This is a genomic window from Sphaerisporangium rufum (genome assembly GCF_016863395.1).
GTDB lineage: Bacteria > Actinomycetota > Actinomycetes > Streptosporangiales > Streptosporangiaceae > Sphaerisporangium > Sphaerisporangium rufum.
Genome location: NZ_BOOU01000044.1, coordinates 14,980 through 40,516, shown reverse-complemented (window position 1 = coordinate 40,516; position 25,537 = coordinate 14,980). Strand labels below are relative to the sequence as shown.

Below are 25,537 nucleotides of genomic sequence, written 5' to 3'. Positions count from 1 at the left end.
GGTGTTCCAGGATCCGCGGGAGTTCCGCGCCTTCGCACGGCCCGCCGCGCCGCCCGGCTCCGGGAATCGGTGAGCCCGGCCACCCGGGTGGGGTCACCGCCTCCAGAACAGCAGGTGGGTGACGCCGCTGGGGCTCGGCACCGCCTCCAGGTGGAAGCGGTCGGTCAACTCGCGGGGATCCCTCCACAGCCGCTCGCCCCGGCCGAGGTCGATCGGCGCGATGGCGATGTGCAGGGTGTCGACCAGATCCGCATCGAGGAACGCGCGGATGGTGGCCACCCCGCCGCCCAGGCGCACGTCCTGCCCGCCGGCGGCCTGCCGGGCGCGGGCCAGCGCCTCGGCCGGGGTGGCGGTGAGGAAATGGAACGTGGTGTCGGCCAGGGTGAAGGACGGCCGGGGATGGTGGGTGAGCACGAAGACCGGCGTGTGGAACGGCGGGGTGTCCCCCCACCAGCCCTGCCACTCGTGGTCGGCCCACGGGCCGCGCTGCGGGCCGAACTTGTTGCGTCCCATGATCTCGGCGCCGATGCCGCGGGGGTAGTCGCGGGTCAGGTGGTCGTCCAGGCCGCGGGTGCCGCCGGGTTCGGTGCGGTTCACCCAGCTCGCGGTGTCACCCGCCCAGGACACGAGGTCGGCGGGGTCGACGTGGCCGAACGGCCGCGCAAGGCTCTGCCCCTCCCCCGCGCCGAACCCGTCCCGCGACACCGTGAAGCACTGCACCCTCAACAACTGCGACATGCGCCCTCCTGACACTTTGCGGACGCCCGGGGCGGGCGTCCGCAAAGGTGGTCGGAGCTGAGGGTGGATTCTTGATGTCCGCCGCGTGGTCCCTTCGCCGGCCGTCGGGCCGCCGGCCGGCGGTAGGGGTCCACGGTCGTCCGGTGCCGGAACGCCGCGGCCACGCGGGAGCGGCGGTCCGGCCGCGTGGACGCCGGTAAATGCGTTGCGGGGCCGCGACAGGCGGGGCATGCTGGGGCGATCGAGCGGCGGAGAGCGCTGCCTGGACTAAGGAGGGCTGACGGATGGCCATCACTGTGCTGCGGCATGTCCGCATCTGTCCCACCTCTCTGTTCAGGAGCACACCCGTTGTCTTCCGAGTACTACGAACTCTCTGACGTCCACGCCGACCTCGACTCCGCCCGCCCCGGCGAATCCGCCGGTGACCGGTCCCGGCCGGACCCGGCCGGATCCTTCGGCTTCACCTTCCATTCGGTCGATGAGGAGCTGGGGCCGGGCCAGCGGTGGTCCACCTGGCTGGACGTCGAGCGCGGCTCTCGCGGCCCGGAACCACGTCCCGGGTGGGTCGTCACCGACCAGGCCGCGATCGACACCGAGCTCGGCATCCTCAAGACCGGCAAGGAGGCCAACGTCTTCCTGCTGGAACGGGCCGTCGAGGCCATCGGTGACAATCCGGCGAAGTCCTCGCTGCTGGCCGCCAAGCGGTACCGCACCGAGGAGCACCGGTCCTTCCACCGCAGCACCTCCTACGTCGAGGGCCGCCGGACCCGCAACAGCCGCGACAGCCGGGCGATGGCCAAGAAGACCGCGCACGGCCGCAGCGTCGCGGCAGGTCAGTGGGCCTACGCCGAATGGGACGCCCTCAACCGGCTGTGGACGGCCGGCGTCCCGGTGCCCTATCCCGTGCAGGTCGACGGCACCGAACTGCTGATGGAGTTCATCGATGACGGCGAGGGGGGCGCCGCGCCCCGGCTCGCCCAGGTCCGGCCGTCCAGGGAACTGCTCGGCGTGTACTTCGAGCAACTCCGCGACGGCATGCGCGAGCTGGCCCGCGCGGGGCTGGCGCACGGCGACCTTTCGCCGTACAACGTCCTGGCGCAGGCCGAGCGGATCGTGATGATCGACCTGCCGCAGGTCGTCGACATCATCGGCAACCCCAAGGGCATGGACTTCCTGCTGCGCGACTGCCACAACATGGCCACCTGGTTCACCGGCCGCGGCCTGGAGATCGACGAGCAGGAACTGTTCGCCGACCTGCTGGCGATGGTGTTCTGAGCGGGAGCGGTGGTCAGGTGGTGGCGCGGGGCACCAGGGTGCAGTCCAGGACGATGTCGGCGGCGGGTTCGGCGTGGCGCATCCGCCGGTGCAGCCGTTCCAGGGCCAGCTCGCCGGTCTCGGCCAGCGGCTGGCGAACGGTGGTCAGCTCCAGGACCGCGGCCAGCTCGCCGTCGTCGTACCCCACCACCGCCAGCTCGCCCGGGACGGCGAGCCCCAGCTGCCGCGCGGCCGCCAGCACGGCGGCCGCCAGCAGGTCGTCGGAGGCGAACACGGCGGTGGGACGGCCGGGTGCGGTGAGCAGCTCGCGCGCGGCGGCGGCCGCGGCGGCCGGGTCGCGCACGGTGGCGGCCCGCCGGGCGTCGTCGACCGGGTGGCCGGCCTCGGCGAACGCGGCGGCGAACCCGGCCAGGCGCCGCTCGGCGGGTGAGACGTAGGCGTGCGAGCGCTGGGACTCGCCGAGGAACGCCACCCGCCGGTGGCCGCGCTCGAGCAGGTGCGCGGCCGCCCGCCGGCCGCCGGCGGTGTCGTCGGTGCGCACCGAGCCGAGCCCGGGGTGCCGCATGTCCACCAGCACGGCCGGCAGGTCCAGCTCGATCAGGCGGGCGACCACCGGCTCGTCCAGCGGCTGGCTGACGATCAGCAGGCCGTCCAGGCGGCCGGATCTGGGGAGCGAGGCCAGTAGCGGGGCGGGGGTGCGGGCGGCCGACGGCTGGTCGAACACCACCACCTCCAGCCCGTGGCGGGGCGCCGCGCGCAGCACGCCGCCGAGCCGGGCGGCCGCCGCCGGATAGGTGGTGAACGGGCCCACCGCGCCGACGCGGCCCACCCCGCGGCGGGCCCGCGCGACCGCCTCGGCCTTGGGAACGAACCCGAGGGTGTCGGCGGCGGCGATCACCCGCTCGCGGGTGGCGGCCGCGACCCGGTGCGGGGCGTTCAGGCTCAGCGAGACGGTGGAGACGCTGACCCCGGCCGCGGCCGCGACGTCGCGGATCGTCACCTGGGCCATCGTCGCGGTCTCCTTCCGGCCGGCGGCGTTGCGCCGTCCCGATGGTGGAGGCTAGCGTATCGAACTGGTTCGAAGAAATCAGTTCGACAGATGGGGGCAGGCGATGTCGGTGCAGGTTCACGTGGTCACCGGTGGCGGTGGCGGCATCGGCCTGGCGGTGGCGCGGCACCTGCTGGCCCGCGGTGACCGGGTCGTCGTCATCGAGCGGGACCGGGACGCGGCCGGGCGGGCCACGGCCGCGGGCGCGGTCGCGGTGCTCGGCGACGCCGGTGCCCGCGAGACCGCCGAGCGGGCCGCCGCCACCGCCGCCGGCCTCGGCACGCCGGCCGGCTGGGTCAACAACGCCGCCGTGTTCGACGACCCGCCACTGGAGCAGGGCCCCGAACCGGTGCTGGCCGCGATCACCGCCAACCTGGCGCCGGTGCTGGCCGGCTGCGCCGCCGCGGCCGGCGCCTTCCGCACCGCCGGCACGCCCGGCGCGATCGTCAACGTCTCCTCCCACCAGGCCGCCCGCCCGGTTCCCGGCGCCCTCGCCTACGCCACCGCCAAGGCCGCGGTGGAGGGGCTGACCCGGGCACTGGCCGTCGAGCACGGCCCGGCGGGCATCCGGGTCAACGCCGTCGCGCTCGGCTCCATCCGCACCGAGCGGTACGAGGCGCTGCTGGCCGGACGCTCCCGCGCCGAGGCCGGCCGGATCGAGCGGCAGATGCGGCTGCTGCACCCGCTCGGCCGGCCGGGCACCCCCGAGGAGGTCGCCGGCGTGATCGCCCACCTGCTGTCGGAGCAGGCCGCCTTCGTCACCGGCGCGGTGATCCCGGTGGACGGCGGCCGGGCCGCCCTGGGCCTGGACCCCGAGGCCCGCGGGCCCGGCATGCCGGACCCGTGCTGACCCGGCGGCCGTACCCGGCGCCGGTCGACCGGCTTGACCGGCCGGCGCCCGGGAGGCGCCGGCCGCGGCGGCCGGTACCGGGGCGGCCCGTCGAGGCCGGCGGCCGGGCGGACGGTCCGCTGCGATGACCGGTCAGGTGCCGGTCGGCCTGTCCAGGCCGGTGAGCCGGGTCAAGACGACCAAGCCCTCGTCGGTGCCCGGCCAGTGCCGGCGCACCACCTGCGGCCCGGCCCGGCGCACGACCGAGCGCAGCACGGCGGTGACGATGATGGCGTCGTCGGCGTAGCCGAGCACCGGGATGAAGTCGGGCACCAGGTCCAGCGGGAAGGCGAGGTAGGCGAGCAGCAGCGCGAGCCGGACGCGCACCCCGCGCGGCAGCGCGGGGTCGGCGGCCAGGCGGCGCACCAGGCGCAGCACGTCCGGCAGCAATCGCAGCGCCTCGCGCAGCAGGCCGCCGCGCGGGCGCAGGACCACCAGGGCGCCGGCCAGGGCGAGCCAGGCCACCAGCAGGCCGGCCGCGAGACCGATCAGCAGGTCCCAGCCCCACCGGCCGGTCACCGGCGCCCCTTTGCGGGCCGGGCGGGTGCCGCGGCGGACGGCGCCGGTTCCACCAGGTCCGCCAGGTCCGCTGGGTCCGCCGGGTCCGCCGGGCCTGCCGGGTCCGCCGGGCCTGCCGGGTCCGCCGGGCCTGCCGGGTCCGTCGCGTCGCCGGCCGTCTGGCCGGGGACGGCGGGCAACAGCCGGGCGAGCAGGGCGCGCAGCTCGCGGTCGCCGCCGGCGCCGAGCGCGTGTGACACCGTCGCCTGCAGTTCCTCGGCGGCCCGCCGGGCGGCCGTCACGCTCTGGCGGCCGGTCTCGGTGAGCTGTAGCGCGTAGCGGCGGCGGTCGTGGGGGTCGCGGCCGCGGGTGACCAGCTCGAGGCGGACCAGCTCGTCGACGATCTGGGCGGCGGCCGGCTCGGTGACCGCCAGCTCGCGGGCCAGCCGCTGCTGGGGGCAGGGCGCCAGCTCCTCCAGCACCGCCAGCGACTTGAAGTGCCGCGAGCGCAGCCCGGTGCCGGCCAGCAGGGCGTCGCCGGCGCGCCGCAGCCGGTAGTGGGCCTGGGCGATGAGGTGGGAGGTGGTGCGGGCCGGCTCGGGCTCGGGCAGCAGGGCGCCGAGCAGCTCGTTCAGCCGCCGCCGCTCGGCGGGCGTCAGCGCCGCGGTGAGCCGGGTGTCGCGCTCGGCCACCGCGCCGCGCATGTCCTCCCGGGCCCGCCGGCCGGCCTCGGTGATCGACAGCGTGTAGGAGCGCCGGTCGGTGGGGTTGCGGGTGCGAGTCACCTGGCCCGCCTCCTCCAGGCGGTCGACCAGCCGCACCATGATCGTGCGGTTGATGCCGAGGCGTTCGGCCAGCTCGTGCTGGGAGTCGGCGTCCTGGTCGGCCAGGGTGTCCAGCACCACGAAGTCGCGGGCCCGTGCGTCCTCGCGCAGCGCCTCCGCGGTGAGGCGCGCGTATACCTGGCGCAGCAGGCCGCCGGTGGACCGCCGCACCGCCGCCGCGAGTGTCCGCTCCGCCACGTCCCCACCTCCGACCGGCAGCCTACTCCGGCCCGGCCCGCGGGCCGGCCCGACCTGGCGGCCCGGCCCGCGGCCCGGGGCGGTGCCGGGTGAGCGTGCCGGACGTCGAGCAGGCTCCTCGGTCCGCCGCCGGGGAGCGGGCGGTGCCGGAGCCGGCGGCGACGGGCCCGGACGTGCCGGACCAGAAATTAGTTTAGCAAGTTGACGGTTAAGCAAGTCGATGGTTAACGTCATTGACGTTGACAGGAGGAAAGACATGCCCGAACCCCTCGACACCACGATGATGATCGCCGTCCACGACGCGCTACGCCGCGAGCTGGACCGGCTCGCCCGGGTCGCCGCTCGCGCCGGGGACGACCCTCGCCAGGTGCTGCGCACCGCGGCCGGCTGGCGGCTGTTCACCACCTACCTGCACGCCCACCACACCGCCGAGGACACCGCGCTGTGGCCGGCGACCGCCGCCCGGCTGGCCGGCCGTCCTGACGAGCTGGCCCTGCTGGCCGCCCTGGAGCACGAGCACGCCGCCGTCGACTCCCTGGTGAGCGCGATCGACGCCGAACTGGCCGGCCCCGCCGCGCCGGCCGGGCGCCTCGGCGACCTCATCGACGCGCTCGGCGTCGAACTGCGCGCCCACCTGCGGCACGAGGAGGCCGACGGGCTGCCGCTCATCGCCGCCACTCTGACCGAGCAGGACTGGGCCGGCTTCTCCGCGGCGCACCGCGAGCGGATCGGCGATGACGTGCCCCGATACCTGCCCTGGCTGCTGGACGGCGCCGGCGACCCGGCCGCCGACCGCGTCCTCTCCCGGGTCCCCGCCCCGGCGCGCGCCGCCTACCAGGCCGAATGGCGCGACGCCTACGCGGCGCTGGACCTGTACGCCGGAAAGGACGCCTGATGATGACACCTCCCGGCACGTTGCCCGCCCCGGCGGCCGCGCCGGCGCGTGCCGGCCTGGCGCTCCTGGTCATCGCCGCCGCCCAGCTCGTGCTGGTCCTGGACGGCACCATCATCAACGTGGCGCTGCCCGCGATCCGGTCGGCGCTGGCCATCCCCCCGGCCGACCTCAACTGGGTGCTCACCGCCTACGCCCTGACCTTCGGCGGCCTGCTGCTCGCCGGCGGCCGGGCCGGCGACCTGTACGGCCGGCGCCGGATGTTCCGGGCGGGCCTGGTGCTGTTCACCGCGGCCTCCCTGCTCGGTGGCCTGGCCACCACCGGCCCGGTCCTGGTCGCCGCCCGGGCCCTGCAGGGCGCCGGCGCCGCGGTGGCCGCGCCCACCGCGTTGTCCCTGCTCGCCGCCGCCTTCCCCGCCGGGCCGGCCCGCACCCGGGCGCTCGGCGTGTACGGCGCGATGGGCGGGCTCGGCTCGGTGGCCGGGCTGCTGCTCGGCGGGACGCTCACCCAGTACCTGGACTGGAGGTGGGTGTTCTTCGTGAACATTCCCCTCGCCGCCCTGGTGCTGGCCGGCACCGCCGTCCTGCCCGAGGGCGGGCGCGACGGGGGCGGCGCCGACCTGCCCGGCGCGCTGACCGCCACCCTCGGCCTGGGCTCGCTCGTGTTCGGCATCAACCGGGCCACGGTGGCCGGCTGGACCGCACCCATCGCCATCGGATCGCTGGCCACCGCCGTGGCACTGCTGGCGGCCTTCCTGCTCCTCCAGCGGCACGCCCGGGCGCCGATGCTCCCCCGCGGCGTGCTGCGTGACCGCGGCCGGGCGGGCGCCAACCTGATCATGTTCCTCACCGGGGCCGGGATGTTCGCCACGTTCTACTTCCTGACCCTCTACATGCAGGGCGTGCGCGGGTACGGGCCGCTGGTCACCGGGGTGGCCTACCTGCCGTTCGCACTCGGCATCGGCCTGGGCTCGGGCGCCGCCGGCCCGCGGCTGCTGGCCCGGCTGAGCGAGCGCGCCGTCACCCTCACCGGGCTGGTGCTCGCCGTGGCGGGCATGCTCTGGCTGGCCATGCTCACTCCCGCCACGCCTTATGCCGTGGTACTGCTCCCGGGGCAGCTCACCGCCGGGATCGGCCTCGGTCTCACCTTCGTCACCACCGTGACCGCCGGCGTGCGGGGCGTCGCGCCGGGTGACACCGGGGCGGCCTCCGGCCTGGTCAACACCAGCCAGCAGATCGGTGGGGCGCTCGGCCTGGCCGTGCTCACCGCGGTCGCCGCCGCGGCCACCGCCGACATGGGCGCGCCGGCCTCGGTCACCACCGGGTACACCACCGCGCTGCTGGCCGGCGCGGCCCTGTACGCCGCCGCCCTGCCCGTCACCGCCGTCACGCTGAGGCACCACCGGGCGGCGCCCCGGCCGGCGGACGGGGACGGCGGGCCTGCCCCCGCCCCTCGCCGCGATCGCCGGTGAGCAGGTCGGTCACCGGCCGGTCGGAGTCCGGTGGGGGCCAGGTGGTCAGGGCCGGCGAATCGCGTCGCGGCCGGCGGCCGGTCGGACGCCGGGTCGAACCCGCACTGTCAGACGTTGCCGAGGACCCGGGTGACGCGGATCTCCAGCACCACCCGGGCGGGGTTCGGCCGGGGCTGCCGATAGCGGGCGGCGTAGCGGCGCTCGGCGTCGGCCACCTGCTCCGGCTCGGCGCGCACCACCGCGCGGCCCTCCAGGGTCGACCAGCGGCGGCCGTCCACCTGGCACAGCGCCACCGGTGCCCCGGCCGGGCCGGCCGCCGCCACCAGCCGGGCCTTGTGCGAGGTGCCCGAGGTGATCACCCGGGCGACGCCGCCGGCCACGTCCAGCGTGGCGCCGACCGGCACCGCGTGCGGCGCCGCGCCGTCGCGGGCGGTGGCCAGCGTGCACAGGTGCCGTTCGGTCCAGAACGCGGCGAACGCCGCGCCCAGCTCTGCCAGGTCCACCGGACTCCTCCCCCTCGATCGGCCGGGACGCGTGACCACCGGGCAACCCTCGCCTATACCGCCGGAACAGGCGGTGGCCTGCCGATCTCCCGCCCCGAGCAGACCGTAGCATCGCTCCCGGCGACGGCTCGGGCGCCGTAGGCTCTCCTCGCCGCCCGGTGTCGAGAGCGCCCGGCCGGCTCCGACGTCTCCGATGAAAGGGCGCGACCGCAGGCGCCCGGCGGAGCGAGAAGGAGATCGTCCGATGAAATATGTGATCCTCATCCACGCCAACCCCGACCCCTGGGGGCACCCGACGTCGCATTACACCCCGGAGGGCCGGGCGCTGCCGGCCGAGCACCACCAGGAGATGGACCGGCGGTTCGAGGCGCTGCTGAGCGAGATCTCCGACTCCGGGGAGCTGGTGTCCGCCGAGGCGCTGGCCGATCCGTCGTCGGCCACCCTGTACCGGTGGAGCCCGCAGGGCCATCTGGCCACCGAGGGTCCCTACGCGGAGGCCAAGGAGCACCTGGCCGGGTTCTTCCTCATCGACTGCGCCTCCCGCGAGCGCGCCGAGGAGATCGCCGCCCAGTTCGCCCAGCCGGGAGGTGCGATCGAACTCCGCCCGGCGATGTGGCCCGGCGGAGATGATCGGTGACCGACCTGGAACGGGTGTGGCGCGAGTGCGCCCCGGACGTGCTGGCTGCCCTCGTCCGGGGCCACGGCGACTTCGACGCCGCCGAGGACGCCGTCCAGGAGGCGCTGCTGGCCGCCGCCCGGCAGTGGCCCGCCGACGGGGTGCCGGACAACCCCAAGGGCTGGCTGATCACCGTGGCCTCGCGGCGGCTGACCGACCGGTGGCGCAGCGAGCGGGCCCGCGCCGGCCGGGAGCTGCTGGTCGCCCGGCGCACCCCGCCCGGCGAGCTGCTCGTCCCCGCCCCGGACGCCGCCCCACGAGGCGGGCATGACGACTCGCTGACGCTTCTGCTGCTGTGCTGCCACCCGGCGCTCCCCGCGCCCTCGCAGGTGGCGCTGACGCTGCGGGCCGTCGCGGGGTTGAGCACCGCCCGGATCGCCCGGGCCTTCCTGGTGCCCGAGGCCACGATGGCGCAGCGGATCAGCCGGGCCAAGGCGAGGCTGCGGGAGAGCGGGGCCCGGTTCGGCGTCCCGGCCACCGAGCAACTGCCCGGCCGGATCGGGGCGGTGGCCCACGTGCTGTATCTGGTGTTCACCGAGGGGCACACCAGTACGGCCGGGGCGGGGCTGTGCGACACCTCGCTGGCCGTGGAGGCGATCCGGCTGACCCGCCGGTTGCACGCCTGCCTGCCCGCGGAGGGCGAGGTGGCCGGACTGCTGGCGCTCATGCTGCTCACCGACGCCCGGCGCGCCGCCCGCACCGGCCCCGAGGGAACGCTGGTGCCGCTGGCCGAGCAGGACCGCGCGCTGTGGGACCGGCAGGCCATCGCCGAGGGCATCGGGCTGGTCGAGCGCGCGCTGCCGGCCGGGCCGGTGGGTCCCTTCCAGTTGCAGGCCGCGATCGCCGCCGTGCACGCCGAGGCCGCCAGCGCGCCCGACACCGACTGGCCGCAGATCAAGGTCCTGTACGGCATGCTCCACGACCTCGCGCCCAGCCCGGTGGTCACGCTCAACCACGCCGTCGCCGTCGCCATGGTCGACGGCCCGGCCGCGGGACTCGCCATGCTCGACCCCTTGGTGCCGGAGGGGCCGCTGCGCCGGCACCACCGGTTGCACGCCGTGCGCGGCCACCTGCTGGTGATGGCCGGCCGCGACCGGGAGGCCCGGGCCGCCTACGCCCTCGCCGCCCGGCTGGCCACCAGCATTCCCGAGCAGCGGTACCTCAACGCCAAGGCGGCACCGCCGCCGGCAGATCCCGGGTGAGGCCCGATCCCCGGCACACCACCCGCGCAACCTCGACCCGCATCCGGTGACGCCCGTGGAAAGGACGCCATGTCCGACTCGATCATTCTCAGTTCGGTCGCCGTCAACTGTCCCGACGCCGGGAAGCCGGCCGCCTTCTACGCCGGCGTGCGGTGCCCTACCAGTGGGCGGGCCGGGTGTGGGACGGGGGAAGCACGGTGGTGGCGTCGCCGCGGGCGGCGTCCAGCTGGGAGCGCAGCAAGAACAGGGCGCCGGTGAGGTCGGCGCCGCGGACGTCGGCGTCGCGCAGGTCGGCGCCGGTGAGGTCGGCCGAACGCAGGTCGGCACGGCGCAGGTCCGCGCCGATCAGGCAGGCGCCGCGCAGGCTCGCGCCGCGCAGGTCCGCGCCGGCCAGCCGGGCACCGGCCAGGTCGGCGCCCCGGTGGTCCCGTCCCCGGCGGCGCACGCTCGTGCGGGCCAGCTCGCTGGCGCGCAGCAGCAGCGGGTTGGCCCGGACGCGCAGTGCGCTCACGTCCAGGGCGAGCAGCTCGGCGGCGGGACGCCCGGTCAGCGCGTCCACCTCGTCCCGGGCGGCGCGCAGCTCGCGGTGCACCGGCCGGGCGGCCGGCAGTTCCAGCGCCTCGGTCAGGTACCACAGCAGCTCGTGCAGGTCCCGCATGACCGGGAACACCGCGAACATGTCCGCGGCGACCTCGGGGTACGCGCGCCAGTCCCGGCCGGCGAAGGTGTGCCGGGACACCTGCTGCCCGGCGCCGAAGCAGTCGTAGACCGTGCACCCCTTGAAGCCCGCGGCGCGCAGCCGGGTGTGGATGCCGCACCGGAAGTCCGGCCGCAGGTTGGCGCAGGGCGACCCGGCGGGCTTGGCGACCGCGAAGTCGGCGGAGGCCGCGAACGCGGGCGCCACGCAGCACAGCGCGAAGCAGTCGCCGCAGTCGGCGCTCAGCCGTGCGCGTTCGGTGGAAGCGGGCACTGTGACGCTCTCCTGGGAGACGGGATTGCGGCCGGTGGACGGGCCGAGATTACCCGCGCCGGCAATGGGCGGCCTAATCCCCGTGACCGGTCCGGCGTCGAGATCAGGGCAGGCCGGCCAGGCGGAGCAGGGCCGTGGTGGCGGCCGCGGCCACCACGATCACCGGGAACGGCGCCCGGCGCAGTGCCAGGACGGCGGCGACCAGCACGCCGGCCGGCCGGGCCCACCCGGCGAACCCGCCGCCCTCGGTGAGGGCGCTTGTGACCACCAGCGCGACCAGCAGGACGACTGCGGCGATCGACAGCAGCCGCTCCAGCCGCTCGGGGAGCCGGATCCGGTCGCGCAGCAGCGGGCCGGCGATCCGGAAGGCGTAGGTTCCGGCCGCCAGGACGACGATGGCGAGCAGGGACATCAGCCGTCCTCCCCCTCGCGGCCGGTCCGCGATGCCGCGGCGTCGGGCCCGTCCGAGTGTGTTGAGCCGTCTGCGCCGGTCGCCGGCCGGCGGCGGGCCGCGAAGGGCAGGCCGGCGAGCGCGAGCAGCACCGGCAGGCCGGCGGGCAGGAACGGGGTGGCGGCGACGGCGACGGCCGCCCCCGACAGCGCCGCGGTCCGGGTGCGGCGGTCCTTCAGCGCCGGCACGACCAGGGCCAGCAGCACGGCGGGGAAGGCCGCGTCCAGGCCCAGGGCATCGGTGTCGCCGATGCCCTGGCCGGCCAGGGCGCCGAGCGCGACGGCGAGGTTCCACACGGCGAACAGGCCGACGCCGCTCACCCAGAACGCCGCGCGGCGGCGGCGCTGATCGGGCTGGCGCAGCACGAACGCGACGGACTCGTCGGTGATGACGTGGGCCCCGGCCAGCCGGGCCGCGCGGCCGCGGCCGAGCACGTCGGCGACCGCGAAGCCGAACGGCAGCAGGCGGGCGTTGAGCACCAGCGCCGCCGTCACCGCGGCCACCGCGCCGCCGCCGGCCAGCGTGACCGCGACCGCGGCGAACTGGGCGCCGCCCGCGAAGACCAGCAGGGACATGGCCATGGGAACCCACAGCGGCAGCCCGCCGGAGACGGCGATCGCCCCGAACGCGGCGCCGACCAGCGCGTCGGCCACGCAGACCAGGCCGATGTCGCGCAGGGTGGCCCGATCGAGTGTTCGCCAGAACGAATACATGTCCATTAGAATGAACGCACAGGTCAATGTTCGTCAAGCCGAACAATCCGTAGTCTGGAGCGAACAGGTGGGGAACGGGTCACCGGGGCCGGCCGACCGGCGGCCGGACGGGCTGATCGCGTCGATCTCGGCGTCCATCCGCCGCGAGCGCGAGCACGCCGGGATGTCGCTGACCGAGCTGGCCCGCCGGGCCGGCGTCGCCAAGTCCACCCTGTCCCAGCTCGAGTCCGGCTCGGGCAACCCCAGCGTGGAGACGCTGTGGGCGCTGGCGGTCGGCCTGGACGTACCGCTGAGCCGGCTGGTGGACCCGCCGCGGACCCAGGTGCGGGTGATCCGGGCCGGCGAAGGGCCGGTCACCTACTCCGAGCAGGCCGAGTACGCCGCCACCCTGCTGGCCTCCTGCCCGCCGCACGCCCGCCGCGACATCTACCGGATCACCGCCCAACCGGGCGAGCCACGTGTCTCGGCGCCGCACATGCCGGGCACCGGCGAGCACGTCATGCTCGGCGGCGGCCGGGCGCTGGTCGGCCCGGCGGACGCCCCGGTCGAGCTCGGGACCGGCGACTACATCGCCTACCCCGGCGACGTGCCGCACATCTTCCGCGCCCTGGAGCCGGACACCATCGCCGTGATCGTCATGGAGCACGTCTGACGCTCCGCCACCTCCGGTGAACCCGACATCCGGTGGCTAAAGGTACAATTACCAGTGGTGTGCCGGGAAGTCTGGTCGGCGAGCACGCGACCCGTCCCTGCGCACGAGCGGAGCCACATGCCCGGCACCACCTCACGTCCTTACCGCCTGCTCGACCGCGGAACCTGGCCGGAGGCGCGGCGGATCGCCGACATCCTGCGCAAGGAGACCATCGGCGGGATGCTGTTGCTGGCCGCCGCCGTCGCGGCGCTGGCGTGGGCGAACTCGCCATGGTCGGCCGGATACGAGGATCTGCGCGCGCTGCGGCTCGGCCCGGCCGCGCTGCACCTGGACCTGGACCTGGCCACCTGGGCCGCCGACGGGCTGCTGGCCGTCTTCTTCTTCGTGGCCGGGCTGGAACTCAAGCGCGAGTTCGTCGCCGGCGATCTGCGCGACCCGCGGCGGGCGGCGGTGCCGGTGGCCGCGGCGTTCGGCGGGGTGCTGGTGCCCGCGCTGCTATACGTGGCGGTGGCCGGCGGCGGCGCGGCGCGCGGCTGGGCCATCCCCACCGCCACCGACATCGCCTTCGCCCTGGCGGTGCTGGCGGTGGTCGGCCGCTTCCTGCCCGCGGCGCTGCGCACCTTCCTGCTCACCCTGGCGGTGGTGGACGACCTGATCGCCATCGCCATCATCGCCGTCTTCTACACCGCCGAGCTGTCGTTCCTGCCGCTGCTGGCCGCGCTGGTCCCGCTGGCCGCCTTCGGGGTGCTGGTCCAGCGGCGGGTGCGCTCGTGGTGGCTGCTGCTGCCGCTCGCGTTCGTCACCTGGGCGCTGGTACATGCCTCGGGCGTGCACGCCACGGTGGCGGGCGTGCTGCTGGCGCTGACCGTGCCGGTGATCCGCAGCCGCAAGGGGGGCGGCCCCGAGGCCGGCCCGGGGCTGGCCGAGCACTTCGAGCACCGGTTCCGGCCGATCTCCGCCGCCGTCGCGGTCCCGATCTTCGCCTTCCTGTCGGCCGGGGTGACCGTGGGCGGGCTCGCCGGTCTCGGCACGGCGCTGACCGACCCGCTCGCGATGGGCATCATGGCCGGGCTGCTCATCGGCAAGCCGGTCGGCATCCTGGCCGCCACCTGGCTGGTCGCCCGGTTCACCCGGGCCCGGCTGGACGACGACCTGGCCTGGATCGACATGCTCGGCCTGTCGATCCTGGCCGGCATCGGCTTCACCGTCTCGCTGCTCATCGGCCGGCTCGCCTTCGGCGAGGGCAGCGCGCAGGACGACCTGGTCAAGGTGGCAGTACTGGCCGGCTCGGTGGCCGCCGCGCTGCTCGCCGCGGTCGTGCTGCGGCTGCGCTCGGCCGCCTACCGCCGCATCCACGAGCTGGAGACCCTGGACGCCGACCACGACGACATCCCCGACGTCTACGAGCAGCCGGCTCGCTGACCGGCGGATTCCTCGGCGATCGCTTCGTGTCGTGCGGGGGTTGCGCCGGCGCCCGCATGTCCTGCGATCGCGGCCGGGGTGCGGGCCCGGCCGTGATCGGCCGCCGTCAGGCGCCGGGTCCGGAGCCGAGCCAGACCAGGCTCAGCCCGAGCCGGTCGGCGGGCCGCTCGCAGCTCGTCCAGCACCCGTGCGGCCGCCCGCCCGTCGTGATCGTCGCCGCCGTGCCGTCCGGCAGCCGGATCCCGTAGAACTCCACGCCTCCCTCGTCACCGTACTCCTCGTCGGCCTCCCGCAGCAGCGCGAACAGCCGCACCCCGCCATCCAGCCCCACCCGGGGCGCTTTCGCCTCGCTGTTACCACCACCGTGATCGACAGCCGGCACGCTGGAATCGGGCCACTCATCCACTGAATCCTCCCTTTCTCCGGCGATCCGGCCGGAACGGGCACAGCTGCCGCAAGCACGCCTCACCCAGGCCTGTCATGTCGACTTCCATGCGCTCTGTAGTCGGAGTATCACGGAAAGCATGTCGGCGAACCGGAAACTATGCAAGATTGGGCGGGCAAGAAATTGATGACATGCAATTCATTAAGATATGTCCGTTTTGCGTAAAGGGTGAGGTGCATGGCCGTCCGGAAAGGGTCGACGCTTCGCGCCCAGTGGCTGGGCAAACAACTCCGCGAACTTCGTGAATCAGCGAAACTCACGTTGAAAGACGCCGGAGATTACATCCAGCGCGACCCATCGTCTCTCAGCCGAATGGAACAGGGCATTACGCCCATGCGGGTCCCTGACGTCCTCACGTTGCTGAACCTCTACGGAGTGAGCGACGCCCGCCTGCGGGATGGTCTCGAACGTCTCAGTCGCGACATCTGGCAGAAGAACTGGTGGGACGGCTATTCGGACGTCTTCACCGGTCGCATCATCGACCACGCGTGGCTGGAGTCCCGTGCGCAGAGACTGCGCTCCTACGACGCCATGGTCGTGCCAGGGCTTCTCCAGACCCGCCGGTACGCCGAAGCGGTGATCGGGGCGGCCGACCCGCACAAGCCCAAGGAACGCATCGCCCGCTGGGCCGAGTTCCGGCTGCATCGGCAGCGAGTGCTGAGCGGCGACTGCCCGTTGCGTCTGTCCGTCATTCTCGATGAGGCGGTGTTCTATCGTGCCGTGGGCGGTCCGGAAGTTCTCCGCGACCAACTCGGGCATCTCGTCGACCTGGCGCAATGCTCCACGATCAGCATCCGAGTCCTGCCTTTTCGCGCGGGCGTCGGCGCGAGCCCTGAAGGCCCGTTCACAATCTTCGACATGCCCGACCCGTATCCCGATGTGGCCTACATCGAGACGCGAGCCGGTGCTCTCTACGTAGAAGGAGACGAGGCGGCAGGTTTCGCACATGCGTACGCGAGTCTCGACGAAACCGCCCTTGCGCCAGACGAGTCCGTCGCGTTCATTAGAAATGCGGCAGAGCAGACTATTTGACCGTTGGAGGCGTCGTGCAGGCCACTCCCGAAGAGATCGCGAGCGTTCCCGTCTGGCATGTCAGCACCGCGAGCGCCAACGGTGGCGGTGAGTGCGTCGAGGCGGGTCCGTTGGGGGACGGGTCCGGGCGGGTGGCCGTGCGGCACAGCCGGCGCCCGGACGCGGAGGTCATCGTCTACACGCGCGGTGAGTGGGAGGCCTTCCTGGCCGGCGTCCGCGCCGGCGAGTTCGACTTCTGAGGCGGGGCCGGGCGGCTCAGGTCGTGGGCCGGCCGGGAGGAACCTTCAACGGCGGCTCGCCGGCTGCTCGGCCTGCTGACCGTCCGGCTTGGACGTCCGCCGCCGTCCGGGCCGCGGTCAGCCCCAGGCCGGCGAACGCGGCGCAGGCCAGCGTCACGGCACCCGCGGCGAGGAAGGCGCTGTCGAGACCGGATTCGAAGGAGCCGCCGCCGGACTGCCGCGACTGGACGATCGCCCCGAGCACCGCCACGCCGAGCACCGCGCCGATCTGCCGGGTGGTGCTGCTGACGCCCGAGGCCAGGCCGCCCTCCTGCGGGCCGACCGCCTGGATGGCGGCCCCGGTCAGCGGCGAGATGGTGAGCGCGAACCCGATGCCGACGACCGCCAGCCGCCACCACACGTTGCCGTAGCCGGTATCGGCGTGCACCAGGCCCAGGGCCAGCAACCCCAGCCCGGCCAGGGCCAGGCCGGCGCCGGCGATGGCGCGGAAGCCGTACCGGGCGGCGAGCCGGCCCGCGTACGGGCTGACGAGCACCATGGCCAGCGTCGTGGGCAGGGTCCGCAACCCGGCGACCAGGATCGAGGTGCCCTGGACGTGGACGAAGAACTGCGAGAAGAAGAACGTCGACCCCATCAGCGCGAACCCGACCACGACCATCGCGGTGTTGGACACCGTGAACAGCCGCCGGCGGAACAGCCGCAGCGGCAGCATCGGCGCCGACGAACGCCCCTCGACCACGACGAACGCGGCCAGCAGCACCAGCCCGGCGGCGAAGGCACCCATGATCACCGGCGAGGTCCAGCCCCGGGAACCGCCCTCGATCAGGCCGTAGGTCACCGCACCCACCCCCGCGACGGACAGGAGCGTGCCGGGGACGTCGATCGGCGGTGCGCCCGGGTTACGGGACTCGCGCAGCACCCGCAGCCCGGCCGGCAGCAGGACCGCCCCGATGGGCACGTTGACCAGGAAGATGGCGGGCCAGCCAAAGGATTCCACCAGGATCCCGCCCGCCAGCGGTCCGGCGGCCAGGCCGATGCCGCTGAACCCGGCCCAGAGCCCGATCGCCCGGACCCGATCCTTCGGGGCGGGATAGGCGGCGGCGAGCAGCGCCAGCGAGGCGGGGCTCAGCGCCGCGGCCCCGACGCCCTGCAGCACCCGCCCGGCGACCAGCCAGCCCATCGAGGACGCGAGTGCGCACACCACCGACGCGGCCGTGAACACCACCACCCCGGCCAGGAACACCCGCCGGCGGCCGAACCGGTCGGCGAAGACGCCGCCCGGCAGCAGCAGCATCGCCACCAGCAGCACGTAGGCGTCGACGATCCACTGCAGGCCGGTCAGCCCGGTATGCAGCCGCTGCTGCATGTCGGGCAGCGCGGCACCGACGATCGTATTGTCGAGCAGCACCATGAACTGGCCTGCGCAGGTCAGTGCGAGCAACGATTTCCCGCGAATCCCGGTCGATTCCATGAATGTGCACCCTAATGGCCTGCCATGAGCGCCGGAAAACCCGGAAAAACCGCTTCCGAGACATCACGTCCCAGGTCAGCGGACTAGTGATAGGGGGGCCACAAAATGGCGGCCTGGGCAATGAGATACATATCTCCATCGTCGCCGGAGCGTGGCCATGGCGAGCGGCATTTGTCCAGTGGTCGAAATGACTATTCTGGAGCCCGCGTGTCGGCGGGTGCAGACCCACAGGTGGGACGGGCGGGTCAGCGGTGGTCGTCGGGGACGGTGACGAGTCCGGCTTCGTAGGCGGCGATGACGAGCTGGGCCCGGTCCCGCGCCGGCAGTTTGGCCAGGAGACGGCCGATATGGGTTTTGACCGTGCCGACGGTCAGGTGGAGGTGCCCGGCGATCTCGGCGTTGGACATCCCCTCGCCGACGAGGGTGAGCACCTCGCGCTCGCGCAGGGTGATGCCGTTCAGATCGCGCACGATCGGGGCGGGCTGCGCCTCCTGCAGGAACCGGGTGATGAGCCGGCGGGTCACGGTGGGCGCGAGCAGCGATTGGCCGGCGGCCACGATCTGGACGGCGGCCAGCAGCTCGGCCGCGGAGGAGCTCTTGAGCAGGAACCCGCTCGCTCCGGCGCGCAGCGACGCGTACACATACTCGTCCAGGTCGAACGTCGTGAGGATCAGCACCCGGACACCGGCACCGTCCGGGGCGCCGCAGATGCGCCGGGTCGCCTCGATGCCGTCCATATCGGGCATGCGCACGTCCATCAGGACGACGTCGGGCCGGTGACGGCGGGCCAGGAGCACCGCCTCGGCGCCGGTGCCGGCCTCGCCGACGGTGGCCATTCCCGGCGTGGTGTCGATGAGCACCTTGAGGCTCTCGCGGACCAGTGCCTGGTCCTCGGCGATCAGCACCCGGACAGGCGAAGGCTGGGGGTGCGAAGCGGTGTCCGGAGTCACGCGCCGCCGCCGTCCGGTTCGTACGGCAGCCGGGCCGACACGCGAAAACCGCCTTCGGGCCGGCGGCCCGCGTGGAAGGTGCCGCCGTACATCCTGACCCGCTCGCGCATGCCGACCAGGCCGTGGCCGCCCCGGCGGATACGCGACTGCCGGCCGTGGCGCGGGCCGTCGTCGACGACCTCGATCACCGCCTCCCGCTCGTCGATGTCCACGGTGACCGAGCAGCGGGTGCGCGCCGCGTGCGTGACCACGTTGGTCAGCGCCTGCTGCACGATCCGGTACACCGACATCGCGACCGCGGGCGGGAGCGCGGCCTCCTCGCGGACGGCCAGATCCACCTCCACGCCGGCCGAGCGGGCGTGGACGGCCAACTCGGGCAGGTCCGCCGTACCGGGCATGGGTGCCGGAGGCTGGTGGGAGTCGCCGTCGGAGCGCAGCAGGTCGAGCACCCGATGGATCTCGGTGAGCGTGCTGCGGCTGGTCTGCTCGATGACGGCCAGCGCGGCGCGCGCCTCCTGCGGCCGGGCCTCGGCGACGTGGTTGGCCACGGTGGCCTTCACGGCGATCAGGCTCATGCTGTGCCCGATGACGTCATGCAGTTCGCGGGCGATACGCCTGCGCTCGTCGGCCACCGCCGACTCGGCGAGGTGACGGACCAGACGATCGGTGGTGCCGCGCTTCCAGCGGACGGCGGTCCCGACGGTCCATCCGGCGGCCAGCAGCACGCAGATCACCCCGATCTCGATGGGCCAGGCCGTTGGCAGCTCGCTGGGATGGGCGGCGGGGACGAGACGCGGAAAGATCTGTCGGTAGAAGATCAGCACCGCGATCACCGCGGTGGACGCGCATCCGGCCAGCCCCGCCACCGACCATGCCGCCGAGGTGGTGGCGGCCACCAGGTAGAGCACGAGCGCGGCCGGGAGGAACGACATCCAGATCGCGCCCGCCGCGACGGCACCGGCCACGGTCGCCAGCCCGGCGGTGGCACACGCGAGGGCGAGCATGGCCCGCGGCCGGCGGCGGCGAACCGCGACCGGCAGGCCGACGATCGCACCCACCGGCCAGGCCGCCCAGTCCGGCCACCACGACGAAGCCCCAGGTGGATCCACGACGGCGTAACCGATGAACAACGCCAGCACGACCGCGGCCACCGCATCGGCGACGTCTCGTCTGGCGAAGCGCCGTCCCGCCCGTTCCATGTACCGGACGCTATCGTCCCGGCGGTTCCCTGGCATCTGCCCACGGTCGGACATCCGACCCGGTCCAGGGTCGTAGCACCCCGCCGGCGGCCGGCACCGGGATGCGACCCGGGCCAGACGCGCCCGCCCCCTGCCGGCCGCCACCATACCGATGTGCCCGGCGAACCCACCGGGCGGCCGGAACCGACAGGACGGGAAAGACCATGACCATCGATCTTCGCGGACGGGTGACGCGGTGGCGGCAGGCCACCACGGATCGGCGCGCGGCCAACGCCGCGGCCGTCCGGGACCACCCCTACCCGTTTCCCGGACGCTGGGTGGGCGGCGTCTCGCTGATCGCCGGTCCCCTGCTGATCATGACCGGGACCATCCTGCGCTCGCAGTTCTACTTCTTCGTCCCGTACCAGCTCGCCGCGTACAGCCGGCATCCCGCTCTCATCACCGCCGCCTACACCTGCTTCGCCGCCGGGTTCGTGCTGTTGTGGCCGGCGGTCCTGACGCTGGCGCAGCGGATCACCGCCACCAGTCCATTGTGGGGACTGTGGGGTGGCTGCCTGGTCATGGTGGGACTTTTCACCCGGGTCTTCCAGTTCGGCACGGATCACCTGGCCTTCCACCTGACCGACAGCCTCGGCCTGCCGGCGATGCTCCACGGCATCGACGCCTATTACACGGCGTGGCGGGACACGCTCTGGCATCCGTTCAAGACCATGTCCGCGCCGGCGTTCTTCGGCTGGGTGGTGCTCGCCATCGGCGCCTACCGCTCCGGTGCCCTGGGGCTGGGCCGCGCCATCGCACTCGGGCTGATGTCGGCCCTGGCCCTCGGGACGCTCAAGGGCACCGAGATCCCGCAGTCCTTCATCGCCGTCGGCGGCCTGTGCGTCGCCTTCATCCCGATGGGCATCTCGCTGCTGCGCAGCGGCCCCCCACCGACCCGGCGCGCCATGGTGTGGATCGTCATCCTCATTCTCGTCCACATCCTGATGACGGCCTTCGGTCCTCGAGGCTGAGAATTCCGCCATTGTCCGCGCCGGTTCGCGATCGCGGACCTGGTGAGCGCGGTCAGCGCCTACCCGTGCCGACCGGTGCACGGTGAATAGGCGCCTACGGTGACGGTGTCTTTCGCGGTTATGGCTGAATCCTAATACCACAGTAAGATCATTTGGACGCTGCCCGAGATGGCGGGTGCCGTCCGGCCGCGAGCGGGTCGGCCGGCGCGCGGGCGGTGAAATTCTGGCGTTTCCCGCGGACACGTAGTGAGCGAAGCGCAAAACTACGGAGGTCCGATGGGGATGGCGCGTGGATGAGTCAGATGACCGGCACCGGTTCGAGACCGTGTACCGGCAGACGTACGAGCGGATCCTCGGTTACGCCATGCGGCGATGTTCCTCGCCGGAGGACGCGGCCGATGTGGTGGCCGAGACCTACGTGGTCGCCTGGCGGCGGATCGCGGAGTTGCCCGGCGGGGAGGCCGCCAGGTTCTGGCTGTACGGGGTGGCCCGGCGGGTCCTGGCCAACCACCACCGGGGTGAGCGGCGCCGGGCCACCCGGCACGCGGAACTCACCTCCGAGGCCGAGGCCCTGTACGCCGCGTCCGCTGCTCCGGCCGCGAACGACCGGGTGGGTGCGGCCCTGGATCTGCTCTCCGACGCCGATCGCGAGCTGCTGACCCTGGCGGTCTGGGAGGAGCTCGACCCGGGGGAGATCGCCGTGGTGCTGGGCTGCTCGCGCAACGCCGCCCGGGTTCGCCTGCACCGGGCGCGCAGGCGCTTCGCCAGGGCGCTGGAGAAGACCCGCCCGACCATGCCCCGCCTCGACGCGCGGCCGCTCACCGAGAAGGAGTCCCGATGATCAACGACCAGATCCTGAAGAACCGGGCCCGGGTGCTGGACACCGACCTGGCCGGCCGGGCCTCCAGCGCGGGGGCGGATGAGCTGCTGGCGGAGGTCGTCCGGCTGGAGCGGGTGCCGGCCCGCCGGCGGGTCCTGCCCTCCCCGCGTCGGGCGCTGCTCGGCCTGGCCGCCGCTTCGGTGCTGGCCGGCGGCTTCGTCGTCGTGCCCTCCTTCTTCTCGGGGGCCGAGCAGGTGTACGCGAGCCAGGCGGTGACCATCGACCGCGACGGTGACTCGTTCGTCTTCTACATCACCGACGGCGACCTTGATCCCGCGGAGCTGGAGAAGGCCTTCCGGAAGGTCGGGCTGGACAACCTCACCGTCGGGCTGATTCCCGTCTCACCGCGGCAACGCGAGCCCGTCGTCGGCTTCGACAAGACCGACCCGGACGCCGTCATGGGATCCACTACCGGCGACTGTCGCGTGCGGGTCGAAGGGTGCCTGACGGCCTTCCGGGTCACCGCCGACATCGAAGGGCCCGCGGAGTTCCGGCTGGGCCGCCCGGCCAGGCCGGGCGAGAGGTACGCCTATCCGGCCGACGCCGGCTGGCCGGGTGAGGCGCTGGCCGGGATCCGGCTGCGGGGACGTTCGGTCGCCGAGGCGGTCGAGGTCGTGCGCGAGCACCACCTGAAGGTGGCTTACGGGCTGGACTGGCCGATCCGGAACGGGGAGGTGGGGATCCGCACCGAGCAGGATGTGCCCGCGTCCCGCATCGATCCCGGCTGGCAGGTGACGGCGGCCGAGACCTACAACGACGGCGTGATCACCTTGCGCGTCGCCCCGGGGGACGGCGCGACCCCGCCACCCGGCTTCTGAACCCCGGAAGAGTGGGGCCGGAACCACCGGCCCCACTCAATAAGACTTGACTTATATAAGTGCTCTTTGAAACTATGACGAGGTGCACGCGTTCGACGTACTCGGTGATCCGGTTCGCCGGCGGATATTGGAGCTGCTCGCGGCGGGCGAGCAGCCGGCCGGCGCGCTGGGGGCCGTCGTCCAGCGCGAGTTCGGCATCTCCCAGCCCGCCGTGTCGCAGCACCTGCGCGTGCTGCGGGAGTCGGGGTTCGCGACCGTCCGGGCCGAGGGCACCCGCCGCCTTTACGCGGTCGACGCCGAGCCGCTGCGGGAGGTCGACATCTGGCTGGAGAACTTCAGACGGTTCTGGAACCAGCACCTGGACGCGCTGGGCACCGAACTCCGGCGCGGCCGGCGCGACCGCCACGAACGGCCCGCAGATCAGGCGTCGGACGACCCGCCATCCATCGAGAGTGAGGAAGAAACGTGATAGACGTCATCAACCAGGTCAACGCCGCGCACCGAGAGATCGGCGAGCAGCCGGTCGCCGCGGGACCGGGGCGCTCGTTGCTGCTGCGCCGCACCTACGACCACGCCATCGAAGAGGTGTGGAGCGCGTGCACCGAACCGGACCGGATCGGCCGGTGGCTGGCACCGGTCAGCGGCGACCTGCGGCTCGGCGGCACCTTCCAGCTCGAAGGCAACGCCGGCGGGGAGATCCTGCGCTGTGAGGAGCCGCACCTGCTCAAGGTGACCTGGACCTACGGGGAGGGCATGGCCACCGAGGTCGAGGTACGGCTGGCCAAGAGCGACGATGGTGGCACGCTCTTCGAGCTGGAGCACGCCTCCCCCGCCGCGTTCGTCGACGAGATGGTGAAAGCCCACGGTCCCGGCGGCACGATCGGGATCGGCACCGGCTGGGATCTCGCGCTGCTCGGGCTGGACCTGCACCTGCGCGGCGAGGACCTCGATCCGGCGACCTGGCAGAACGCGCCCGGGGTCAAGGAGTTCGCGGCCGGCAGCAGCCAGGCGTGGGGCCGGGCGATCCAGCAGGCCTGGGGCACCGGCGACGAAGAGATCGCCGCGGCGGTCGCCTTCGCGACGCAGTTCTTCGCCCCGGGAACCGGCGGCTGAACCATGCCGGCGGCCTTTCCGTAGGCTGGTGCTCGCGGTGACGGACAGGAGGCGGAGATGACCGAGGCGACGCCGGTCGAGGACGTGACGGTGGCCGAGGTGATGGCCGAACTGGCCGCGCTCGAGGACCCGAGGGCACGCGGGGTGAACGAGCGACACGGTGACGACCACGGCGTGAACCTCGGCAGACTGCGTGCCCTCGCCAAGCGGCTGAAGACCCAGCAGGAACTCGCCGGCCGGCTCTGGGAGACGGGCGACACCGCGGCACGGCTGCTGGCGCTGCTCATCTGCCGCCCGAAGGCGTTCGGGGATGCCGAGCTGGACGCCATGCTGCGCCAGGCGCGCACCCCCAAGGTGCACGACTGGCTGGTGAACTACGTGGTGAAGAAGAGTCCGCACGCCGAAGAGCTGCGGTTGATCTGGTCGGCCGATCCGGATCCGGTGGTCGCGAGTGCCGGCTGGGCGCTGACCACCGATCGGGTGGCGAAGAAGCCCGCCGGCCTCGACCTTGCCGGGCTGCTCGACGTCATCGAGGCCGAGATGAAGGCCGCACCCGATCGCCTGCAGTGGGCGATGAACGGCTGCCTGGCGCAGATCGGCATCGACCACGCCGAGCACCGCGCCCGTGCCATCGCCATCGGCGAGCGCCTGCAGGTGCTCAAGGACTACCCCACTCCCCCGAACTGCACCTCCCCGTACGCACCCATCTGGATCACCGAGATGGTGCGCCGGCAGGACCGGGGTTGACGCGCTGCCCGGCGTGAGGCCCGCGACCGCAGAGCCCCGCACGCCGCGGTAGCGCGTTCGGTCATCATTTTTCCCGCCATGGCCGCGACGGCCAAGTCGAGCATCAGTCACCTCGGCGCGTCCAGGCCCGCCTCCTCGAAAGCCCTGCGCGGGACTCGTCCCCGGGCAACCGCTCCCCGGTCACCGGTCTCCATCCGCCCGCGGTTCAGGTTCACGCCTCGAGTATTCGGTGTTGCTAGGTACCGGTAGTCAGTGTTACTTTGTACCGGTAGTCAGCGACACCGAGTAGCGGGAAGGGGGGGTCCATGGGCAAGCAGGCGACGGAGATGCTCAAGGGAACGCTGGAGGGCATCGTCCTGGCGATCCTGGCCGGCCGGCCCGCGTACGGCTACGAGATCACCGCGTGGCTGCGCGACCAGGGCTTCTCCGACATCGCCGAGGGCACCATCTACGCCCTGCTGGTGCGAGTCGAGCAACGCGGCCTGGTCGACGTGGCGAAGGTCCCGTCCGAGAAGGGCCCGCCGCGCAAGGTGTACTCGCTCAACGCCCAGGGGCGGGAGTACCTCGAAGAGTTCTGGACGACCTGGAGCTTCCTCGCCGAAAGGCTCGAGCAGCTCCGCAAGGGAGGAAAGTAGACATGGCCACCGAGTCGAACGAGGAGAAGGGCCGCTACCTGCGGTACCTAGAAGTGATCACCGGATCGCTGGACGACAAGCGGCGCTACCGGGAGTACAAGGCGCGCGTCCGGCGGCTTCCGGAGAACTGGCGCACGGCGGTCGAGGCGCTGGAGCGGTACCTGATGCACTTCGGCCCGATGGACGGTGCCGGGTGGATCTCGATGTACGAGGATCTCGCCGATCTGGTCGAGCGGAGCGTGGCGGACGGCACGCCGGTCCGCGACGTCTTCGGGGAGGACCCGGTGGAATTCGTCGAGGCGTTCATGGCCAACTATCCGGCCGGGCGGTATCGGGCCCGGGAGCGCAGGCGCTTCACCGACGCCGTGCGGCGCGCCGCCGGTGAGGCGCCGGGAACCGAGGACGAGGCCGGCTGATCGGGTGCGGCGTCCCGGGCGACGCGAAGTCCACGGCCCGCGCCGCCGGCAGCGCCGGCAAGCTTGCCTCAGCGGACATTCTTAAGAAAATCAAGATCAACATAAATAAAGTTGAGAAAGATGTGCCGCAGTCGAGAAGATCGAGCTATAACTGAACTG

At 73.3% G+C, this 25,537-nt stretch carries 30 protein-coding genes; 18 read left to right on the top strand and 12 right to left on the bottom strand.

Translation table 11 applies throughout. The annotated features are described in order from the left end of the window. Positions 1 to 93: 93 nt before the first annotated feature. Complete coding sequence (locus Sru01_RS14735) at positions 94 to 738, bottom strand: dihydrofolate reductase family protein (protein ID WP_203985040.1); 645 nt, start codon at positions 736 to 738, stop codon at positions 94 to 96. A 348-nt stretch (positions 739 to 1,086) separates the two neighbouring features. On the opposite strand from Sru01_RS14735, the gene Sru01_RS14730 reads away from it, so the two are divergent. Beyond that, the gene (locus tag Sru01_RS14730; RefSeq protein ID WP_203985038.1) at positions 1,087 to 2,013 is read left to right on the top strand and encodes a serine protein kinase RIO; all 927 of its coding nucleotides are present in this window, start codon (positions 1,087 to 1,089) and stop codon (positions 2,011 to 2,013) included. Between the two features lie 13 nt (positions 2,014 to 2,026). Here the strand turns inward: Sru01_RS14730 and Sru01_RS14725 are convergent, their stop codons facing one another. After that, positions 2,027 to 3,022 (bottom strand): LacI family DNA-binding transcriptional regulator, encoded by a 996-nt coding sequence (locus Sru01_RS14725; RefSeq protein WP_203985036.1) that lies wholly within the window; start codon positions 3,020 to 3,022, stop codon positions 2,027 to 2,029. Positions 3,023 to 3,125: 103 nt separating this feature from the next. Between Sru01_RS14725 and Sru01_RS14720 the strand changes: the two genes are divergently transcribed. Then, positions 3,126 to 3,911, top strand: a complete 786-nt coding sequence (locus tag Sru01_RS14720; protein WP_239137428.1) for an SDR family NAD(P)-dependent oxidoreductase — start codon at positions 3,126 to 3,128, stop codon at positions 3,909 to 3,911. Positions 3,912 to 4,043: 132 nt separating this feature from the next. Here the strand turns inward: Sru01_RS14720 and Sru01_RS14715 are convergent, their stop codons facing one another. Continuing rightward, positions 4,044 to 4,469, bottom strand: coding sequence for a YkvA family protein (locus Sru01_RS14715; RefSeq protein ID WP_203985035.1), 426 nt, complete (start codon positions 4,467 to 4,469; stop codon positions 4,044 to 4,046). Further along, entirely contained in the window at positions 4,466 to 5,470 is a 1,005-nt protein-coding gene (locus Sru01_RS14710; RefSeq protein WP_203985034.1) for a MarR family winged helix-turn-helix transcriptional regulator, read from the bottom strand. The genes Sru01_RS14715 and Sru01_RS14710 overlap by 4 nt, the downstream gene beginning before the upstream one ends. A gap of 256 nt (positions 5,471 to 5,726) precedes the next feature. Between Sru01_RS14710 and Sru01_RS14705 the strand changes: the two genes are divergently transcribed. Together Sru01_RS14705 and Sru01_RS14700 are read left to right on the top strand one after the other, a co-directional pair. Further along, positions 5,727 to 6,365: a hemerythrin domain-containing protein gene (locus tag Sru01_RS14705; protein ID WP_203985033.1), complete on the top strand. Its 639-nt coding sequence runs from the start codon at positions 5,727 to 5,729 to the stop codon at positions 6,363 to 6,365. Beyond that, positions 6,365 to 7,834, top strand: a complete 1,470-nt coding sequence (locus tag Sru01_RS14700; protein WP_203985032.1) for an MFS transporter — start codon at positions 6,365 to 6,367, stop codon at positions 7,832 to 7,834. The genes Sru01_RS14705 and Sru01_RS14700 overlap by 1 nt, the downstream gene beginning before the upstream one ends. A 107-nt stretch (positions 7,835 to 7,941) precedes the next feature. Here Sru01_RS14700 and Sru01_RS35620 read toward each other — a convergent pair whose 3' ends face one another. Next, positions 7,942 to 8,337: a pyridoxamine 5'-phosphate oxidase family protein gene (locus Sru01_RS35620; RefSeq protein ID WP_239137427.1), complete on the bottom strand. Its 396-nt coding sequence runs from the start codon at positions 8,335 to 8,337 to the stop codon at positions 7,942 to 7,944. 244 nt (positions 8,338 to 8,581) lie between these two features. On the opposite strand from Sru01_RS35620, the gene Sru01_RS14690 reads away from it, so the two are divergent. Beyond that, the gene (locus Sru01_RS14690; protein WP_203985030.1) at positions 8,582 to 8,974 is read left to right on the top strand and encodes a YciI family protein; all 393 of its coding nucleotides are present in this window, start codon (positions 8,582 to 8,584) and stop codon (positions 8,972 to 8,974) included. Then, positions 8,971 to 10,215 carry an RNA polymerase sigma factor gene (locus Sru01_RS14685; protein ID WP_203985028.1) on the top strand — a complete coding sequence of 415 codons (1,245 nt, stop codon included), beginning with the start codon at positions 8,971 to 8,973 and terminating at the stop codon, positions 10,213 to 10,215. Before Sru01_RS14690 ends, Sru01_RS14685 begins: the two co-directional genes overlap by 4 nt. A gap of 157 nt (positions 10,216 to 10,372) precedes the next feature. On the opposite strand, the gene Sru01_RS14680 is transcribed toward Sru01_RS14685, so the two are convergent. The 3 genes from Sru01_RS14680 to Sru01_RS14670 form a co-directional block, all read right to left on the bottom strand. Next, on the bottom strand, positions 10,373 to 11,185 hold the full coding sequence (locus Sru01_RS14680) for a pentapeptide repeat-containing protein (protein ID WP_239137426.1): 813 nt from the start codon (positions 11,183 to 11,185) through the stop codon (positions 10,373 to 10,375). Between the two features lie 103 nt (positions 11,186 to 11,288). After that, complete coding sequence (locus Sru01_RS14675; RefSeq protein ID WP_203985027.1) at positions 11,289 to 11,597, bottom strand: AzlD domain-containing protein; 309 nt, start codon at positions 11,595 to 11,597, stop codon at positions 11,289 to 11,291. Next, the gene (locus tag Sru01_RS14670; RefSeq protein WP_203985026.1) at positions 11,597 to 12,349 is read right to left on the bottom strand and encodes an AzlC family ABC transporter permease; all 753 of its coding nucleotides are present in this window, start codon (positions 12,347 to 12,349) and stop codon (positions 11,597 to 11,599) included. The genes Sru01_RS14675 and Sru01_RS14670 overlap by 1 nt, the downstream gene beginning before the upstream one ends. Before the next feature lie 67 nt (positions 12,350 to 12,416). On the opposite strand from Sru01_RS14670, the gene Sru01_RS14665 reads away from it, so the two are divergent. Beyond that, positions 12,417 to 13,001, top strand: coding sequence for a helix-turn-helix domain-containing protein (locus tag Sru01_RS14665; protein ID WP_239137425.1), 585 nt, complete (start codon positions 12,417 to 12,419; stop codon positions 12,999 to 13,001). A gap of 117 nt (positions 13,002 to 13,118) precedes the next feature. Continuing rightward, positions 13,119 to 14,423 carry a Na+/H+ antiporter NhaA gene (gene nhaA / locus Sru01_RS14660; RefSeq protein WP_203985024.1) on the top strand — a complete coding sequence of 435 codons (1,305 nt, stop codon included), beginning with the start codon at positions 13,119 to 13,121 and terminating at the stop codon, positions 14,421 to 14,423. Between the two features lie 106 nt (positions 14,424 to 14,529). Here the strand turns inward: nhaA and Sru01_RS14655 are convergent, their stop codons facing one another. Further along, positions 14,530 to 14,805, bottom strand: a complete 276-nt coding sequence (locus Sru01_RS14655) for a hypothetical protein (protein WP_203985022.1) — start codon at positions 14,803 to 14,805, stop codon at positions 14,530 to 14,532. A gap of 240 nt (positions 14,806 to 15,045) precedes the next feature. Here Sru01_RS14655 and Sru01_RS14650 point away from each other — a divergent pair, with 240 nt between their 5' ends. Together Sru01_RS14650 and Sru01_RS14645 are read left to right on the top strand one after the other, a co-directional pair. After that, positions 15,046 to 15,900: a helix-turn-helix domain-containing protein gene (locus Sru01_RS14650; protein ID WP_203985021.1), complete on the top strand. Its 855-nt coding sequence runs from the start codon at positions 15,046 to 15,048 to the stop codon at positions 15,898 to 15,900. A gap of 14 nt (positions 15,901 to 15,914) precedes the next feature. Further along, positions 15,915 to 16,139 carry a DUF397 domain-containing protein gene (locus tag Sru01_RS14645; protein ID WP_203985020.1) on the top strand — a complete coding sequence of 75 codons (225 nt, stop codon included), beginning with the start codon at positions 15,915 to 15,917 and terminating at the stop codon, positions 16,137 to 16,139. Between the two features lie 16 nt (positions 16,140 to 16,155). Here the strand turns inward: Sru01_RS14645 and Sru01_RS14640 are convergent, their stop codons facing one another. The 3 genes from Sru01_RS14640 to Sru01_RS14630 all read right to left on the bottom strand — a co-directional run bounded on the left by Sru01_RS14640 (position 16,156) and on the right by Sru01_RS14630 (position 19,759). Then, positions 16,156 to 17,610, bottom strand: coding sequence for an MFS transporter (locus Sru01_RS14640; RefSeq protein WP_203985019.1), 1,455 nt, complete (start codon positions 17,608 to 17,610; stop codon positions 16,156 to 16,158). A 245-nt stretch (positions 17,611 to 17,855) separates the two neighbouring features. Continuing rightward, positions 17,856 to 18,515, bottom strand: coding sequence for a response regulator (locus Sru01_RS14635; RefSeq protein WP_239137424.1), 660 nt, complete (start codon positions 18,513 to 18,515; stop codon positions 17,856 to 17,858). A 41-nt stretch (positions 18,516 to 18,556) separates the two neighbouring features. Next, positions 18,557 to 19,759, bottom strand: a complete 1,203-nt coding sequence (locus tag Sru01_RS14630) for a sensor histidine kinase (protein ID WP_203985017.1) — start codon at positions 19,757 to 19,759, stop codon at positions 18,557 to 18,559. A 203-nt stretch (positions 19,760 to 19,962) separates the two neighbouring features. On the opposite strand from Sru01_RS14630, the gene Sru01_RS14625 reads away from it, so the two are divergent. The 8 genes from Sru01_RS14625 (at position 19,963) to Sru01_RS14590 (ending at position 25,378) form a co-directional block, all read left to right on the top strand. Then, entirely contained in the window at positions 19,963 to 20,769 is an 807-nt protein-coding gene (locus Sru01_RS14625) for a hypothetical protein (protein WP_203985016.1), read from the top strand. A 289-nt stretch (positions 20,770 to 21,058) separates the two neighbouring features. Further along, complete coding sequence (locus Sru01_RS14620; protein ID WP_203985015.1) at positions 21,059 to 21,610, top strand: RNA polymerase sigma factor; 552 nt, start codon at positions 21,059 to 21,061, stop codon at positions 21,608 to 21,610. Continuing rightward, the gene (locus Sru01_RS14615) at positions 21,607 to 22,467 is read left to right on the top strand and encodes a hypothetical protein (RefSeq protein WP_203985014.1); all 861 of its coding nucleotides are present in this window, start codon (positions 21,607 to 21,609) and stop codon (positions 22,465 to 22,467) included. Before Sru01_RS14620 ends, Sru01_RS14615 begins: the two co-directional genes overlap by 4 nt. Positions 22,468 to 22,549: 82 nt before the next feature. Further along, complete coding sequence (locus Sru01_RS14610) at positions 22,550 to 22,936, top strand: ArsR/SmtB family transcription factor (protein ID WP_203985013.1); 387 nt, start codon at positions 22,550 to 22,552, stop codon at positions 22,934 to 22,936. Beyond that, positions 22,933 to 23,580 (top strand): SRPBCC family protein, encoded by a 648-nt coding sequence (locus tag Sru01_RS14605; RefSeq protein WP_203985012.1) that lies wholly within the window; start codon positions 22,933 to 22,935, stop codon positions 23,578 to 23,580. The genes Sru01_RS14610 and Sru01_RS14605 overlap by 4 nt, the downstream gene beginning before the upstream one ends. A 57-nt stretch (positions 23,581 to 23,637) precedes the next feature. Continuing rightward, the gene (locus Sru01_RS14600) at positions 23,638 to 24,327 is read left to right on the top strand and encodes a DNA alkylation repair protein (protein ID WP_239137423.1); all 690 of its coding nucleotides are present in this window, start codon (positions 23,638 to 23,640) and stop codon (positions 24,325 to 24,327) included. A gap of 305 nt (positions 24,328 to 24,632) precedes the next feature. Further along, entirely contained in the window at positions 24,633 to 24,962 is a 330-nt protein-coding gene (locus Sru01_RS14595; protein ID WP_203985010.1) for a PadR family transcriptional regulator, read from the top strand. Positions 24,963 to 24,964: 2 nt separating this feature from the next. Beyond that, positions 24,965 to 25,378 (top strand): DUF1048 domain-containing protein, encoded by a 414-nt coding sequence (locus Sru01_RS14590; RefSeq protein WP_203985008.1) that lies wholly within the window; start codon positions 24,965 to 24,967, stop codon positions 25,376 to 25,378. Positions 25,379 to 25,537: the final 159 nt, after the last annotated feature.